A 15,003-nucleotide genomic window follows, 5' to 3' on the forward strand; every position below is an offset into this window, starting at 1 on the left:
ATCCGTCCGATGAGCCCAACTCTGCGTGCCGTCCGCGCCATTGCTCTGTTCGCCGGCTTCTACCTGCTGGGCATCCTCCTGCTCTGCGTCCTCTGCGTCCTCGACTGGGCCGCGTTCCGCTGGACGTGGATCCCCGTCGCCGTGATGGTTCTCGCGCGCACCTCCGCGCTGGCGCTCCCGATCGTGCGAGGCATGTTCGTACTGCGCATGCCGAAGAACGACGATGTGCGTGGACTGCACGTCGACGACACCCGGCAACCCCGGCTCTGGGCCACGGTCCGCGACCTCGCCGACCGGGTCGGCACCCGCACACCCGACGAGATCGTGCTCACCGACCAGGTGAACACCTCGGCCGTCGAGGACACCAGGTTCCTCGGCCTGCTCGCCGGCCGACGCCGGCTCCACGTCGGGCTGCCGCTGATGATCGGCTTGTCCGAGGCCCAGCTGCGTTCCGTGCTCGCGCACGAGATGAGCCGTTTCGCCAACTCCGACACCCGCCTCACCGCAATCAACACACGCGGCCGGATCCAGACCGCCCGCACCATCACCCACTTCCAGGAGTGGGTGGGCAAGGCCGTCGCCACGGAGCGGGCACGCCAGGAGAAGAAGGCCGCCAAGGCGCTCGCCAAGGGCAGGAAGGCCAAGAAGATCGACCCGAGCGACGCCGGTGCCTCGCTCCGTAGGATGACGGCGCTGTACCGGCGGTACGCGAATTTCTCCCGGCGCGTCACGCTGTCCGACAGCCGCTGCGCGCAGTTCGCGGCCGACGCCGCCGCGGTGCGGATCACGGGCCGTGACGCGACCGCGTCCGCACTGCGCGAAATCCAGGTCCTCCTCGACATTCACGAGGACTACATGGACACCTACGCCACGCTCGGTGTGGCAGCCGGGATGCTGCCCCCGCCCGGCCAGGTCCTCGGCGGCCTGCGGCATGTGCTGGCCGCGCGCGGGGACGAGCTGGACGAGATGCGCGACTCCCTGCCGTTCGAGCCGTCCGCCCCTTACGCGCATCCGTGGGTCACGGATCGTATCGCCCGGATCGAGGCGCTGCCGGACGACGGGCGCGCGTCGGAGCCCGTGGAACCGGCCCTGGGCCTGCTCGTCGACACCGGGCGCACACTGGCCGCCGTCGAGGAGCAGGTGCTGACACCTCAGATGCTGCGGCTGCGCCGGGTCGACTGGCCGGACCTGGTGCACGAGTCGATGACGACGTACGGGATGTGGTCGGCGCAGAAGTTCAGGACGGCGGTCGCCGAGGTGACCGGCGGCGACGGCTCGGTGACCGACGCGCTCGACGCGCTCGACGCGCTCGACGCGGGCGCACAGTGGCAGATCGCCGACCGCCTCCCCAAGTCCGACGAGGCCCGAGCGGCGACCGGACGCGCGGCCCGCGAGTTCGCCAGGCCCAAGCTGCGCGACGGGCTGAGGCAACTGGTCGAGAGCGAGTACGTGCGGCAGGGGCGGGCCCGCTGGCGACTGTCCTGGATCGACAACGACACGTCGCTGGAGTTGCCGCGGGGCCACGAGGAAATGCTCCCGGCGGCGCTGGACGCGACGGTGGCGGATGTCCCGGACACGAAGTTGCTGCGCGAACTGCTCACCCCCTGACCGCCGTACCCGCTTCCGACCCGGACCGGAACTTTCCATGACACCCCTGCTGCTCCTGTCGGCCGCCGCTCTGTGCGGGTACCTCTGGGCAAAGGCCCGGAAGAAGCCGCCGCAGACCGCGCAGAGCACTCCCGGCCCGCCGGAGGCCACCGCGGAACTCGGCCTGGTACCGCCCGACGAACTCGACACCGCGGACGCCTGCGCCCCCGACCCGCGCGACGAGGAGATACGCGCCACCGTCCGCTCCGGCGACTGGCGGGCGGGCGCCGCCTTCCTCGACGAAGCGGGCCGGGACTGGCAGGAGCGTTACCGGCGCGCCGCCGTCCTCCAGGACGAGGCCGCGGCCGACGACGCCTGGCTGCTGGCCTGGCGCGCCGCGCGGCCGAAGGACGCGGGTGCAGCCCTCGTGCACGCCGGTGCGTTGACCGGCGTCGCCGCGCAGGTCCACGGTACGAAGCCGACGCAGCGCCCCACGTGGGAGCAGTCCTCCGTCTTCCACCAGGTGATGGTCAGGGCCCGCGAGGCGTGCCACCAGGCCCAGGCGCTGGCGGGCGACGACCCGTGTCCGTACATCGCCGAGATCCCCTGCGCCCTGGGCCTCGGCTACGAGCCCGCCGAGTGCCGTGCCCTGTGGGCGGAGGTCGTCGAGCGCGACGCGCCCCACCTCGCGGCCCACGACGCGGTGCTCCGGTACTGGTGCCACAAGTGGCGCGGCTCGCACGCGCCGGCCGAGTGTTTCGCACGCGAGGCGGCGCGGCAGGGCGCCCCCGGCCGGCTGCTCTCGCTGCTCCCGCTGTACGCCGCGTTCAAACAGGAGCGGGCCGACCGGAACACGGATGAGGACGTGTACTACAAGAGCCCGGAGCTGATCGCCGCGGCGGACCTCTGCCTCGTCGACGTGGCCGCCGCCGTGGCGGCCGACCCCGGAGACCGGCGGATCCTCCGGGCCCGCCACCTGCTCGCCTGGACGCTGTACTGGCAGGACCGGTACGAGGAGGCGGTGGAGCAGTTCCGGGCGATCGACGGCCATTTCGATGCCGCCGCCCCGTGGTCGTACTTCAGGGATCCGAAGAAGTACTACGTCCAATGTCGCGGCTACAGCGCCCGACGGGTCGTGGAGGCGAACGGCAACTGACCGTCACGTACTCGGTGCGGACGCCGGAATCTCCGGCGCCCGCACCGCGTTGTACGGACCGTAAACGTCAGCCCCCGGAGGAGCCCCCGCATGTTCCTGCACCGCCGTACCCCCCAGCTCCCCACCCCCGAGGAGGCCCTGAAGGGCCGTCCCACCCCCGAATTCACCGTCCCGTCCCGCCACACGGTCCTGGGCAACCCGCTGCTGGGCCCGTACCCGGAGGGTCTGGAGGTAGCGGACTTCGCGCTGGGCTGTTTCTGGGGCGCCGAGCGCAAGTTCTGGCAGACGGACGGCGTCTGGACGACACTCGTCGGCTACCAGGGCGGCTACACGGAGAACCCCACGTACGAAGAGGCCTGCTCGGGCCTGACCGGCCACACGGAGGCGGTCCGCGTCGTCTTCGACCCGAAGATCGTCTCGTACGCCGAGCTGCTGAAGCTGTTCTGGGAGTCCCACGACCCGACGCAGGGCTTCCGCCAGGGCAATGACGTCGGTACGCAGTACCGCTCGGCGATCTACACCCACTCCCCCGAGCAGGCGGCAGCCGTGGCAGCCTCCCGCGAGGCCTACCAGCAGGTCCTCACGGGCTCCGGGTACGGCGAGATCACCACGGAGATCCTCCCGGCGGAGGGCCGCACGTTCTGGCCTGCGGAGGCACATCACCAGCAGTACCTCAACAAGAACCCGGCAGGGTACTGCGGGATCGGCGGGACGGGGGTTTCGTGCCCGATCGGTGTCGCCGCTGCTCCGACGACCGAGGACTGAGCCCATGGGGCCTTTGCGCAGAGCGGTAACGAGAATCGAACTCGCGCTCTGAGCTTGGGAATCACCCGGTGCTAGAGCTCGAATGTTGCCTCTGACCTGCGGAAACGTCGCTCTGGAGTCGCTGTTTCGCGGCCTCTTCGGGCCCCTTGTTCTCCGCTGTTGACCGCCTCTACTGGCACGTTGTGGCACGTCTGCGGAGCCCCGGTGGAGCGGTGTCGAGAGCAAGGGAGTGGGCGGCCCGTATGGCAGTGCGAGGGAAGTTCAGCCGTTCGTAGGGGCGTCGCTGGTCTGGCTGGCCACGCCGGGAGGGGCCGGGAAGGCTGTGCGCGGCAGGGCTCTCTCCCCGCCGGGGTCGGTCTCGCCCCCGTTGCATGAGCAGGGCCCGGGTGTGGGTGATGCAGCGACCGCTCTTGTACGCCGCCTGGACCTACAAGAGCGGCCCGGGCATCTACTTAAGGCGGCCGAGTGGGCGGCTGAGCCAGACGGCGTACAGCCCACCGAGGGCGGGCGCGAGTCCGAGCTGGACGGCCTCGGCCCGGTAGCCGAGGTCGACGCACTGCACGGCGAGGCCGCGGAGAGCGGTCGCCGACAGCTCCGGATCGCCGGCCTCGGCGGCCAGGCGGAAGGAGTGGGCGTAGTAGCGCTGGGCGAGCCCGCGCAGTTCGGGGGTGTCGCCTTCGTCCTGGGCCATCCAGCCGGCGAGGTGGACCAGCTGGGAGGTGGCGGCGAACAGATCACGGCCGGTGGCTTCGGTGAAGCGGCCCTCCAGCCAGGGGGCGACGTCCTGGGTGAGGTAGCGGGCGGCCAGGTGGCGGGCGTGCCCGCCGCCGAGTTCGGAAGCGGAGTCGCCGAGGGCCTTGACCATGTGGCGTACGGCGGCCACCTCGCCCTGGCCGACGCGGACGGCTCCGGGAAGGGCGGTCTTGGTCCGGCGGGTGATGCTGTCCATGTCGGGCAGGCCGAGTGCGGACAGCGCGTATCCGCTGGAGGCGAGGATGAACTCCCGACGTTCCACGTCGCTCCTTCCCAGGTGCAGGACTGACGCAACGGTATCTGTGTGGAGTGCCGCAGGCATGGGCTCGGGGAGGTTGATGGCCTCGGGGTCCAGTGCCAGCACCTGTGCGATGTAGGGCCACCAGTGGCCAGGGGTCCGTTCGCCCTCGATCCACCGCCGGGCGTGCTGGCGCTGCAGGCGGCGCGGGTCACCGCATTCGGCGAGACCGAGGGCGCGTGCCAACTCTGAGGGCCCCCAGCCACGTTCCTGGCAGGCCCGCTTGATCAGTTCCGCGACGGCCGGGTTCCTCGGCACTCCGTCACCCTCCCCACCTGGATTACGCGGGATTACGCAGGACTACATCCTGGGCCCTGTCCCGGGACCGCGGACCGCCGTTCACTGAACATCACCCCGCAGATCTCCGAATGGCTCGAACAGGCCCCGTTCAGGGCCTGTTGGCGGCTGCCCGGACACGTGAGAGGAACCGACGGTGGCGATGCCCACTGACAGCGCACGGACCTGCACGATCCCGCCTTCGCGACGGCCCGGTGCAGCACAGCACACCGCCGCCCGAGAGGCGATCCGGTGAGCCGTTCCCCGTTATCCGACCCGCTGGAGACGGCCCCGAGCTGGGTCTGGGCCCTCGGCACGGCTGCCGGACTCGCCATGGTCGGCCTTCTGGCCCACGCCGAGCACTCCTCCGCCCAGATCCCGTTGGCGAATCCGACGCTCAGCGCCGAGGACATTCCGTTGGCCGACGGCCCCGGATAGGCACTCCGGCCCCGGCCTGTCCTACCCAGCCGGAGCCCCACCGCATTCTCGCCGCAGGTCGTCCACGGCACCTTGCGGCGTACACGCTCCGCATCACCAGTGAAGGGAAGCTGATGTCCAGTCAGTACACCAGCGAAACGTACCCCCTCCCCGCGTCGGTCGCGTTCAGCGGCCCCGACAACACCGGGAAGACCAAGCAGATCGGGATCCTCGCCCGGCGCATGGGCCCGGCCGCGACCTCAGCGGGCCCGCTCGATCGCTACGCCCCGCGCTGGGCCACCATCAAGGCCGACGGCATGGCCCGCTGGTGGTTCGAGACCAGCCGGGTCGAGGAGGTCGCCGATGTCCTCGCCACCTCCTACCTGGAACGCTCCCGTCACCCCTTCTCCGCGCCGGTGCGCCTGCTGGACCGGGGTATCCCCATGCTGGAGGCGACCGTCGCCGCGACGGTCGCCGTACGGGAGAACTTGGGCACCACGCACGCCGCGGACAGGGTTCGGCTCCTGCTGGCCCCGTACGAGGCCGACCTGCGGGCCGCCGAGGAGGACGAATACGCCCTCGTCCTCCTGCACTGCGACGACCCCGAGGAAGGCGCCCGCCGAAGCCTGGCCCATGAGGTGACCGTCACCGATACCTATGCGGCGTACCAGCGCCACCTGCACGAGCAGATCAACCGGCTCGTCGCCGAGGGCCGCTTCCCGATGTCGATCCGTATCGGAGGCCGGCCGACCATCACCATCCAGGACGAGGTGCGCCGGCTCCTGGCGCCCCTGCACCCGAACGTGCCCAGCCGGGCCCTGGCAGGAGTGCACGTCACCGCGCTGGGCGGCATGTCGGAGAGCGGCAAGAGCACGGCCGGCGAGTACCTGCGCACGCAGCACGGCCACGCTCGCCTCAAGATCGGGTACCTCATCGAGGACGCGGCCGGCCGGGCGGGGATTCACGACCCGTACCGGCTGGGATCGGTCGTGCAGGCCGAGCTGATCGTGGACGCGCTGGACCGCTTCTGCCAGGCCCACCACTTCCTCGACTCCGTCAGCATCGAGTCGCTGCACGACTTCGACTCGACCGCCGAACTCGCCCGGATGCTCGGACCTCAGCTCACCATCGCCTACCTGGACGCCTCCGAGGCCACGCGCACCCGGCGGGGCACCGCCGGGGCCCAGGACGTCGCCGACCGCGACCTCGTCAAGAGCGCACGAGGTGCGGACAAGATCGTCTCCATCGCCCACGAGGTCATCGGCAACGACGGGCCGCGCCTGAGGCTGGAGCGCCGGTTGGACCGCATCGCGCTCGACCGCCGCTGGCCGGAGCACCAGCCCTGCACCATGCCGGTCAACGCACTCGGACTCCCCGTGCACCTGGAGTCCTACCTGGCCGAGTTCCTCGACCGCACCACCGGCCTGCGCCCGCTGATCGACCTGCTGGCAGTCACCGGCAGCGGTGCTCGGGGCAAGTACCAGCACGGTTGGAGCGACCTCGACGTCCTGGTCGTGGCCGACACCTCCTCCCTCGACGAGATGCGCCAGATCCTCGCGGAACTGGAGGCCGAACTCGGCGGGGTCAAACTCGGTCTGACCGTACTGACCCGAGCCGAGTGCCGGGCCGGCGCTGTCACCTCCCGACTCCTCCACGTTCTCGCGCTCATCGGCAGCGGGGCGCTGGTCCCTCTGTGGTCCACCCCTGGCCTGGCCCTGCCCGCTCCGGACGCGGCTACCGACGTCGCCGTGAGCCTGCGCGACGGCATCCAGGCCGCCATCGAGATCCGCCGCCAGCTCCTCAAGGGAACACCCGACCTCCGCGGCCTCTACAAGGTCACCGCGCTGCTCGCGAAGATCCAGCTCCGCTTCAGGGGGATCGAGTGCCCCTCCGACAGCGACGCCCTCACCGTCCTCCTCGACGCCGGACGGCAGGACACGAGCGTGGTCACCACCGCCCGCACCGAGCGCCCCGCCGCTGAGGCGCTCGCACGCCTCGTTCTCCAGGCTTGGCTGGATACCCTCCCCGGGGAGACGCGGTGAGCGCGAGCGCCCGGCGGTCCCCGACGACAGCGGGCGCCTTCCACAAGCCGGTGGCGACCCGCGAGCAGGCCGAAGCCGAGGCGAAGGGATGGGCGCGGCTCGCCTCCCGCATCGCGGTTCCGGCCCTTCACGGGCAGATCGCGTTACCGGACAGACAACTCCTCGTCTACGAGGACGTCTTCGCCACCGGCCGGTGCGAGCTGCTCATGGGCGACGTGATCGCCCTCGCCGACCGCGATCCGGCCGTGCAGCCCCGCTTGGACTGCCTCGTGGACGGCGTCTGCACCGACCTGCGGGCGGCGGCCGAGGAGACCGGGAAGAGCGTGCCGCTGGCCGAGTGCGTCCCGGACCTCTACCTCGACCGCATCCGTCCCGGTGGTCGGCTGGACCGCTGGTATCTGCGCCGTGACCTGCCGCTCGCCCTGCCCCACACCGATACGGTCGTCACCCTCCGGGAGCTGGCCGACTTCACGCTCACCGCCAACGGCAGGCAGCTGACGTTGAACGTTGTCGACATCATCGACAGCCTCCGCCACGCCCTGGCTCCCGACCGCCGTCGGCTCGCCAGTCTGACGCAAGGCGATGCCACGGAACCGAACATCGCCGACCCGCTGTGCTGGCTCGACTTCGAGTTCGCCGGCCGCAACACCGTCGCGGGCGAGGCCGCCAACCTGCTCTGGTACCTGATGGCCCTGGGCGGCTGGCTCGTCCCCCGCTACCAGCCCGACGTATACGCCCGCACCCTCCGCCTCGCCCTGCCGCCACTGTCCCGCCCGCGCATCGAGCACCTGGAACTGCACCAGAGCAGTCGGCACATCGACGTCCGGTACTCCTGGAACACCGGTCCCGGCCGCGGTGCGGCCATCACACGGGCCCTGGACGGTCTTCGTGGGGAGAACGGCAGCGGCCTGGAGGAGATCCACGCCTTCCTCGCCCTGCGCATCCTCGGGGTCATCCCGGCCTCCCGGCTGACCGGGCACGACCTCCTGCTCGTACTGATCAAGCTCGCCGATAGCCAGAACCCGCGCACGACGATCGACACCTTCTTCACCACCACACCGGCCCCTCACCCCGATCTTGGCGAACGGAGCAGCAATGTCCCTGCCCCTGCTTGAGACCCCTCTCCAGACCCGGCCGCTCCAGGGCCGCAACGCCCTCGTCACCGGCGGGGCCACCGGCATCGGTGCTGAGATCGGGCGGGCGCTCGCCGCCGCCGGAGCGACCGTCGCGGTCAACCACCTCGGCCAGGACCCCGACGCTTACGCCCTCCTTGCCGCCTTCGAGCGCGCAGGAAGCCCCGGAATCGCGGTGAACGCCGACCTGACCGATCCGGGTGCCGTCCAGACCATGGCCGACCTCGTCCGCGCCGAGATCGGACCCGTCGACATCCTGGTGAACAACGCCGGTTCCTACCCCCGCGTCCCCTGGCAGAACACCGACGAGACCGCCTGGAACTACTCCCTTGACGTGAACCTCACCGCCCACTACCGCACCTGCCACGCGCTGACCCCCGGCATGGTCGAACGCCGCTGGGGCCGGATCGCGAACATCGGCAGCGTCAACGCACGCGTCGGCCGGACGAACCTCGTCGCGTACAGCACCGCGAAGGCCGGACTGCTGGGCCTGACCCGCTCCCTCGCCCGCGAACTGGGCCCGTACGGGATCTGCGTCAACACGGTCATGCCCGGGGCCATCCAGGTCGAGGCCGAGAACACCATCCCCGCCCAGCACCGTGCGCGGCCGGAGGACCAGATCAAGCGCCAGTGCGTCCCTCGCCGTGGCCGGCCCGAGGACGTCGCGGCCCTGGTGGCGTTTCTCGTGGGCCCCTCCGCCTCGTTCATCACGGGGCAGTCCGTTCACGTCGACGGCGGCTGGCTGCTGCACTGAGACCGCCAACAAGCAAGGAGACGAACCGAAATGATCGAACGAGTCCGCGCCGTCCTCGTCACCGCTGACGACACGATGCTGGTCATCCGCCGCACCAGGCCCGGCATCCCCGAGTACTGGGTCCTGCCTGGCGGCGGCGTTGAACCCAGCGACGAGTCCCGGGAGGCCGCCCTCCACCGGGAGATCCACGAGGAGATCGCGGGGAAGGCCGATATCATCCGCCTCCTCCACACGATGGAGTCCGACGACGAGCGTCAACTCTTTTACCTCGCTCGCATCGTGACCTGGTCCTTCGATGACCGCACTGGTCCCGAGTTCAGCGCCGAAGGCCGCGGCGAATACGCGCTGGAGGAAATCCCGCTGACCGTGGAGGGGCTCGACGGCATCGACCTGAAGCCTGAGGAGATCGCTCACGTTCTGCGGGGAGCCATCAGTGCCGGAAGCCTCGGAGGCGAGGCAACGCTCTGAGCCTTCGAGCACATCAACACACCACCGGGGCCGGCACCGAGATGTGTCGGCCCTGGCGGCGCGCCCATGCGCTGCCGGCACAGCAGCGTTCCAATGTTGGAGGGCCGCGGCGGAGTGCCGGGCAGCAGAACCTCGCCTGCGGCTCCCGAGGCCGAGTGGCGACCGCTACTGGACCAGGCGGAGCACCGGCCTCTGTTCCTGGACGCCCAGCAAGTCCCGCACCCTCGCGCCTGTCCAGGCCAGTTCATGTGCCAGTTGGGGAACCGAGAGGCCCGACGGCGTTCACATAGGTGACTAGGTACGACCAGCGACGGGGTAGCGCAGGTCACAGGAAGTCCGTCTCGCTGAAGCGGGTGACGAGAATCGAACTCGCGCTCCGGGCTTGGGAATCAACGGGCCTTGTGCCCCAATCAGCGAGCTGACCAGCGGAAACGGCGCCAAGGGGAACCCTGGAACTTGCTCTTACACCCGGGCACCGGCGCGGCCCGGCCGCGGAAGGCGGCCGGGCCGGTGTGGCGTCGGATCGGCCGGATCAGATGAGCCCCTGGGCGAGCATCGCGTCCGCGACCAGTTCGAAGCCGGCGATGTTGGCGCCCACCACGTAGTTGCCCGGGCTGCCGTAGCGCTCCGCGACCGTGTAGCAGGAGTCGTGGATGTGGCGCATGATCTCCGCGAGCCGCTCCTCGGTGTGGGCGAACGTCCAGGAGTCGCGTGAGGCGTTCTGCTGCATCTCCAGGGCGCTGGTGGCCACGCCGCCCGCGTTGGCCGCCTTGCCGGGGGCGAAGGCGACACCCGCGTCCTGCAGGATGCGTACGGCCTCCGGGGTGGTGGGCATGTTGGCGCCCTCCGCGACCGCCTTCACGCCGTTGCGTACGAGGGCCAGGGCGTCGGCCTCGTGCAGTTCGTTCTGAGTGGCGCAGGGCAGGGCCACATCGCAGGGGACGTTCCAGAGGCCGGCGGCGCCGGGGACGAACTTGACGTGTTCGCCGCGGCGCTCCGCGTACTCGGAGACCCGGCCGCGGCCGGCCTCCTTGATCTCCTTGAGCAGGGCGAGGTCGATGCCCTTCTCATCCACGACGTACCCGTTGGAGTCGGAGCAGGTCACCACGGTCGCGCCGAGCTGCTGGGCCTTCTCGATCGCGTAGATCGCGACATTGCCCGAGCCCGACACGGCGACGCGCTGCCCGTCGAGGGACTCGCCACGGCTGCGGAGCATCTCGGCAGTGAAGAGCACACAGCCGTACCCGGTCGCCTCGGTGCGCGCCTGGGCACCGCCCCAGCCCAGGCCCTTTCCGGTGAGGACACCGGACTCGTAACGGTTGGTGATCCGCTTGTACTGGCCGAACAGGTAGCCGATCTCGCGGCCGCCGACACCGATGTCACCGGCGGGGACATCGGTGTACTCGCCGAGGTGACGGTGGAGTTCGGTCATGAACGACTGGCAGAACCGCATGATCTCGGCGTCGGAGCGGCCCTTCGGGTCGAAGTCGGCGCCGCCCTTGCCGCCGCCGATGGGCATGCCGGTGAGCGCGTTCTTGAAGATCTGCTCGAAGCCGAGGAACTTCACGATGCCGAGGTTGACCGAGGGGTGGAAGCGCAGCCCTCCCTTGTACGGTCCGAGCGAGCTGCTGAACTCGACCCGGAAGCCGCGGTTCACATGGATGTCGCCGGAGTCGTCGGACCACGGCACCCGGAAGATGAGCTGGCGCTCCGGCTCGCAGATGCGCTCGATGATCCGGGCGTCCACGAACTCCGGCCGCTGTTCGAGGACGGGGCCGAGGGTCTCCAGGACCTCCCGTACCGCCTGATGGAATTCGCTCTCGCCCTGGTTGCGGCGGAGAATCTCCGCGTACAGCGGCTCGATGACACTCATGTGGGTCATACCTTCCCTGGGTCGGCATCGCGCGCGTGGGTGCCCCGTCCCGGGGGCACCAGCGGTCCCCCTCCCCATTGAGGGCGTCGCCCAGACATCGCACGCTCTGCGGCTCACGGAAGCGACGTACAGAACCGTTGTGGCATATCGATTGTCCCAATGGCCCCGGAGAATCGTTCACCGCGTCCGCATTCTGGGCCGGGTCTACGACTCCGCCGGGCGGCGCAGCATCCACAGCCGCGCTCCGGACGCGAGGACGACCACGCCGGAGACGACGCTCAGCGCGATGTGCAGACCGCTGTCGTCCATGAGGAAGTTCAGGGAGACATTCGCGGCGATCGCCGCGCAGAGCACGATCCAGAGCAGTGCTTTCATGAGCTTCGCCTTCCGTTGTCGGGTGATGGATCCATTCTCCCGGCGCGTATCCGCCGTCACGAGGGACCGGTCCCCCACATCCGTGGTGTAGCCAGCTGAACCATCGTGCGGTTCGAGCGGTCCCGTTAGGGTTTGCGAGGTGGGGATCACCGAGAGAGCTGCGACGCGCGGGCGGGGAGACGAGCGGGTCGGCGCCGGTGTGCGCCGAGCGGTCACGGATCCGGACTCGGCGCGGTGGTGGGTGCCGGGTCTCGCGGTGCTGGTCGTCGTGCCGTTGTACCTCGTGTGGGCGCTGGTGCTGGCCACCGGCGGCGGTGATCTGGCGGCGCAGTCCGCCTGGGCCGGGTTCGCGTCCCGGCATCCCTGGTCCGCGTACAACCTCTCCTGGTACGGAGGGGCGCACACCGCCAACTACAGTCTGCTGACGCCGCCGCTCATGGCGGTGTTCGGGGTGCGGGCCGTCACCGTCGCCGCCGGGCTCTGCGGGTCGTGGGCGCTGGGGCGGCTCTGTGTGCGGGCCGGGGTGCGGTGGCCGGTCGCGGTCTCGGTGCTGGGGTCGTTGGTGCTCTGGTGCAATGTCGCGTCCGGGCGTACCACGTTCGCACTGGGCGTGGCGATCGGGCTGGCCGCGCTGTTGTACGTACGCCACCGTGCGGGCGTCGCCGCGGGATGCGCGGCGCTGGCGACGGCGGCAAGTCCGGTGGCGGGGCTGTTCCTGGTGGTGGCGGGTGCGGCGTACGGGCTCGACCGGCAGTGGCGGCGGGCGGCCGTGCTCCTCGTACCGCCGTTCGCGGTGGTGGTGGCGACGACGGTGTCGTTTCCGTTCACGGGCGAACAGCCGATGGCTCCGGGGAAGTTGTGGATGCCGTTGGCCGCCTGCGCGGCCCTGTGGCTCGCGGCGCCGCGCGAGGGCGGTTGGCGGGTGGTCCGGTTCGCGAGCGTGGTGTACGCGGTCGGAGTCGTCCTGACCTTCCTGATCCCCTCGCCCATCGGGACGAATGTGGAGCGGCTGGTGGGGGTGGCCGGCCCGCCCGTGCTGCTCGCGGCGGCACTGGCCACCCTGGCCGGTTGGGCGCGGGGCGGCCTGCTGCTGCGGGTGCGGGCGGTCGCGCTCGTCGGGATGCTCGCGTTCAACACCGGCTGGCTGGTCGACAAGACCGATGACGATCTGCGGGTCTCCACCGCCGTGCCCGCCTGGGCGGCGCACACCGACGGTGTGGTCGCCGAGCTGCGCAGGCTCGGTGCCGAACGGACCCGGGTGGAGGTCGTACCGGCCCGAAATCACCGGGAGGCGTCCGTGCTCGCACCGCATGTGAACATGGCGCGCGGCTGGAACCGGCAGCTCGACGTGGAGCGCGGGCGGCTGTTCTACGGGGGAAAGCCGACTCCGGCGGCGTACCGCGCCTGGCTGGACCGGTGGGGCGTGGGTCTCGTGGTGCTGCACAGCGGCAGGCCGGACGGCCCTGCCGAGGCGGAGGCGGAGATCGTCCGGCGCGGGACCGACTGGCTGGAGCCGGTGTGGCAGGACGCGGAGTGGCGGATCTACCGGGTGCGGGGCGCCGTCCCGCTGGTCTCCGCGCCGGGCGCCGTCGTACGCGGGGACGACGCCTCGCTGGTGGTACGGATGCCCGCCGCCGGATCGGTGACGGTACGGATCGCATACTCGCCCTGGCTGCGGGCCGACGGCGGCGGGTGTGTACGGCAGGACGGTGAGTGGACGCGGCTCACGGTGGAGCGGGGCGGCGAGTACCGGCTGGACTCGCGCTACCGGCTGTGGCCGTCCGGGGCTTGCCGGCGGACGCTGCTCGGCGGTCAGTGGTGACGTCGAGGTCGCGGTTCAGTCGGTGACGCCGAGGTCCTGACGCATCAGTTCCCGCATCGTGTCGAGGCAGGGGTCGGCCGCTCTCAGGTCTTCCAGGGCCCGTTCGACGCTTTCGCCGTCACGGGCGAGGCCCCGGTCGAGGCGTTTGATGGCGGCGTCACCGAGGGCGAGGACCCGGTTGAGGTCGCGGGACGCCTGCAGTATCCGTTCGGGGACGATCATCTGAGCCTCGGCGTAGCGGTCGCGGTGGTCGAGGCGGGCCTCTTCGAGCTGGGTGCGTTCCTGCTCGGTGTAGACGCCGTCGCGGATGCGGTGCAGGGCGTCCTTGAGGAGTGTGTGGAACTGCCGGGAGGCGCGGTTCATGGCCGTGTACTGAGCGCGCCGCTCCTCGAACTTCCGCTGCTCACCGACCAGTCGGGCCTCTTCGGCGCGCTGACGCACGGTCAGGCGCTGTGCGAACACCGGGGCGAAGAGGGTGCCGAGCACCCCGACTACTGCGGTGATCATGGCAGTTATGGCGGCGGTCATGACCGCGAGATTAATGCGGCGTACGGGGCAGCAGGAAAGCGGTCCCGGGCACACGGTGACCGGCAATCGGACATGATGCCGTCATGACCACGTCGCGGGGGCACAGACGTAACCGAAGCTGTTCCGCGCCGGCCTTACCGGCCGGCCGCACACCGCCCGGACCGGGGCACCCGAGACCCGCCGGGCCGTACGCCCATCCGGCTCTCCCGCCCGTCCCCGGGCAGCGCGCCGCGCCCCGAATCCCACCGCGTGTGGGCGACATGCGCCGCTATCTCGCCGTCGGCCTCGACTGCTACCTCTGCCTGGTCACCGGCGGCTTACTGGCCCGGCCGTATGTGGACACGGCCCGCGTCCCCGAGACCGTCGGTCTGCTGCTCGGCCCGACGCTCGCGTTCTCGTTCCTCAACCAGGTGGTCCTCACCGCGATCGCCGGGGGCGGCGCGGGCAAGCTGATCATGGGGATACGGGTGATCAGACTGCCCGACGCCGGGCGGCCGGGGCCCTGCAGGCTGGTGCGGCGCTGGCTGTACGGGCTGTGCCGGCTGCCGTTGCAGCCCTGGTACGCGATGAGTTCGTTCCTGGCGGGCCCCGGCGTCCTCCCCCTCAGTGCCTTCTGGAGCAGCGGGCACGACGATCCGGTGGGTCTGCGCCAGGTCCGCCACAGCGACCTCGCGGCCCACCGGAGCGCCGCGGCCGAACACCGCTGGGGCCGCACCTGACCACCACCGGGAGGCGGACCGGACCACGGCCGAGGCC

General features: G+C 70.7%; 14 protein-coding genes. 10 read left to right on the top strand and 4 right to left on the bottom strand.

The genetic code is table 11. The features are described 5' to 3' along the window. Positions 1 to 9 precede the first annotated feature (9 nt). The 3 genes from OG609_RS15015 (at position 10) to msrA (ending at position 3,508) form a co-directional block, all read left to right on the top strand. Positions 10 to 1,608, top strand: a complete 1,599-nt coding sequence (locus tag OG609_RS15015) for a M48 family metallopeptidase (RefSeq protein ID WP_327273287.1) — start codon at positions 10 to 12, stop codon at positions 1,606 to 1,608. Positions 1,609 to 1,645: 37 nt separating this feature from the next. Next, positions 1,646 to 2,743 (top strand): hypothetical protein, encoded by a 1,098-nt coding sequence (locus tag OG609_RS15020; protein ID WP_327273288.1) that lies wholly within the window; start codon positions 1,646 to 1,648, stop codon positions 2,741 to 2,743. A gap of 90 nt (positions 2,744 to 2,833) precedes the next feature. After that, positions 2,834 to 3,508 carry a peptide-methionine (S)-S-oxide reductase MsrA gene (gene msrA / locus OG609_RS15025; protein ID WP_327273289.1) on the top strand — a complete coding sequence of 225 codons (675 nt, stop codon included), beginning with the start codon at positions 2,834 to 2,836 and terminating at the stop codon, positions 3,506 to 3,508. A gap of 448 nt (positions 3,509 to 3,956) precedes the next feature. Here msrA and OG609_RS15030 read toward each other — a convergent pair whose 3' ends face one another. Further along, on the bottom strand, positions 3,957 to 4,817 hold the full coding sequence (locus tag OG609_RS15030; RefSeq protein ID WP_327273290.1) for a hypothetical protein: 861 nt from the start codon (positions 4,815 to 4,817) through the stop codon (positions 3,957 to 3,959). Between the two features lie 270 nt (positions 4,818 to 5,087). On the opposite strand from OG609_RS15030, the gene OG609_RS15035 reads away from it, so the two are divergent. The 5 genes from OG609_RS15035 to OG609_RS15055 all read left to right on the top strand — a co-directional run bounded on the left by OG609_RS15035 (position 5,088) and on the right by OG609_RS15055 (position 9,649). Then, a complete protein-coding gene (locus OG609_RS15035) occupies positions 5,088 to 5,273 on the top strand; it encodes a hypothetical protein (RefSeq protein ID WP_327273291.1) in 186 nt (61 codons plus the stop codon). Between the two features lie 113 nt (positions 5,274 to 5,386). Further along, positions 5,387 to 7,294, top strand: coding sequence for a nucleotidyltransferase domain-containing protein (locus tag OG609_RS15040; RefSeq protein WP_327273292.1), 1,908 nt, complete (start codon positions 5,387 to 5,389; stop codon positions 7,292 to 7,294). Beyond that, a complete protein-coding gene (locus OG609_RS15045) occupies positions 7,291 to 8,409 on the top strand; it encodes a hypothetical protein (protein WP_327273293.1) in 1,119 nt (372 codons plus the stop codon). The genes OG609_RS15040 and OG609_RS15045 overlap by 4 nt, the downstream gene beginning before the upstream one ends. Further along, positions 8,390 to 9,181: an SDR family NAD(P)-dependent oxidoreductase gene (locus OG609_RS15050; RefSeq protein ID WP_327273294.1), complete on the top strand. Its 792-nt coding sequence runs from the start codon at positions 8,390 to 8,392 to the stop codon at positions 9,179 to 9,181. Before OG609_RS15045 ends, OG609_RS15050 begins: the two co-directional genes overlap by 20 nt. A gap of 30 nt (positions 9,182 to 9,211) precedes the next feature. After that, positions 9,212 to 9,649 (top strand): NUDIX hydrolase, encoded by a 438-nt coding sequence (locus OG609_RS15055; RefSeq protein ID WP_327273295.1) that lies wholly within the window; start codon positions 9,212 to 9,214, stop codon positions 9,647 to 9,649. A gap of 532 nt (positions 9,650 to 10,181) precedes the next feature. Here the strand turns inward: OG609_RS15055 and gdhA are convergent. Next, positions 10,182 to 11,522 (bottom strand): NADP-specific glutamate dehydrogenase, encoded by a 1,341-nt coding sequence (gdhA, locus tag OG609_RS15060; RefSeq protein WP_327273296.1) that lies wholly within the window; start codon positions 11,520 to 11,522, stop codon positions 10,182 to 10,184. A gap of 204 nt (positions 11,523 to 11,726) precedes the next feature. After that, a complete protein-coding gene (locus OG609_RS15065) occupies positions 11,727 to 11,897 on the bottom strand; it encodes a hypothetical protein (protein ID WP_266358465.1) in 171 nt (56 codons plus the stop codon). 241 nt (positions 11,898 to 12,138) lie between these two features. Here OG609_RS15065 and OG609_RS15070 point away from each other — a divergent pair, with 241 nt between their 5' ends. Continuing rightward, positions 12,139 to 13,719, top strand: a complete 1,581-nt coding sequence (locus tag OG609_RS15070) for a hypothetical protein (protein ID WP_327278056.1) — start codon at positions 12,139 to 12,141, stop codon at positions 13,717 to 13,719. A gap of 15 nt (positions 13,720 to 13,734) precedes the next feature. On the opposite strand, the gene OG609_RS15075 is transcribed toward OG609_RS15070, so the two are convergent. Then, complete coding sequence (locus tag OG609_RS15075; RefSeq protein WP_327273297.1) at positions 13,735 to 14,247, bottom strand: hypothetical protein; 513 nt, start codon at positions 14,245 to 14,247, stop codon at positions 13,735 to 13,737. Positions 14,248 to 14,507: 260 nt separating this feature from the next. On the opposite strand from OG609_RS15075, the gene OG609_RS15080 reads away from it, so the two are divergent. Continuing rightward, complete coding sequence (locus OG609_RS15080) at positions 14,508 to 14,966, top strand: RDD family protein (protein ID WP_327278057.1); 459 nt, start codon at positions 14,508 to 14,510, stop codon at positions 14,964 to 14,966. Positions 14,967 to 15,003: the final 37 nt, after the last annotated feature.

Origin of the sequence: Streptomyces sp. NBC_01224 (assembly GCF_036002945.1) — a bacterium.
GTDB lineage: Bacteria > Actinomycetota > Actinomycetes > Streptomycetales > Streptomycetaceae > Streptomyces.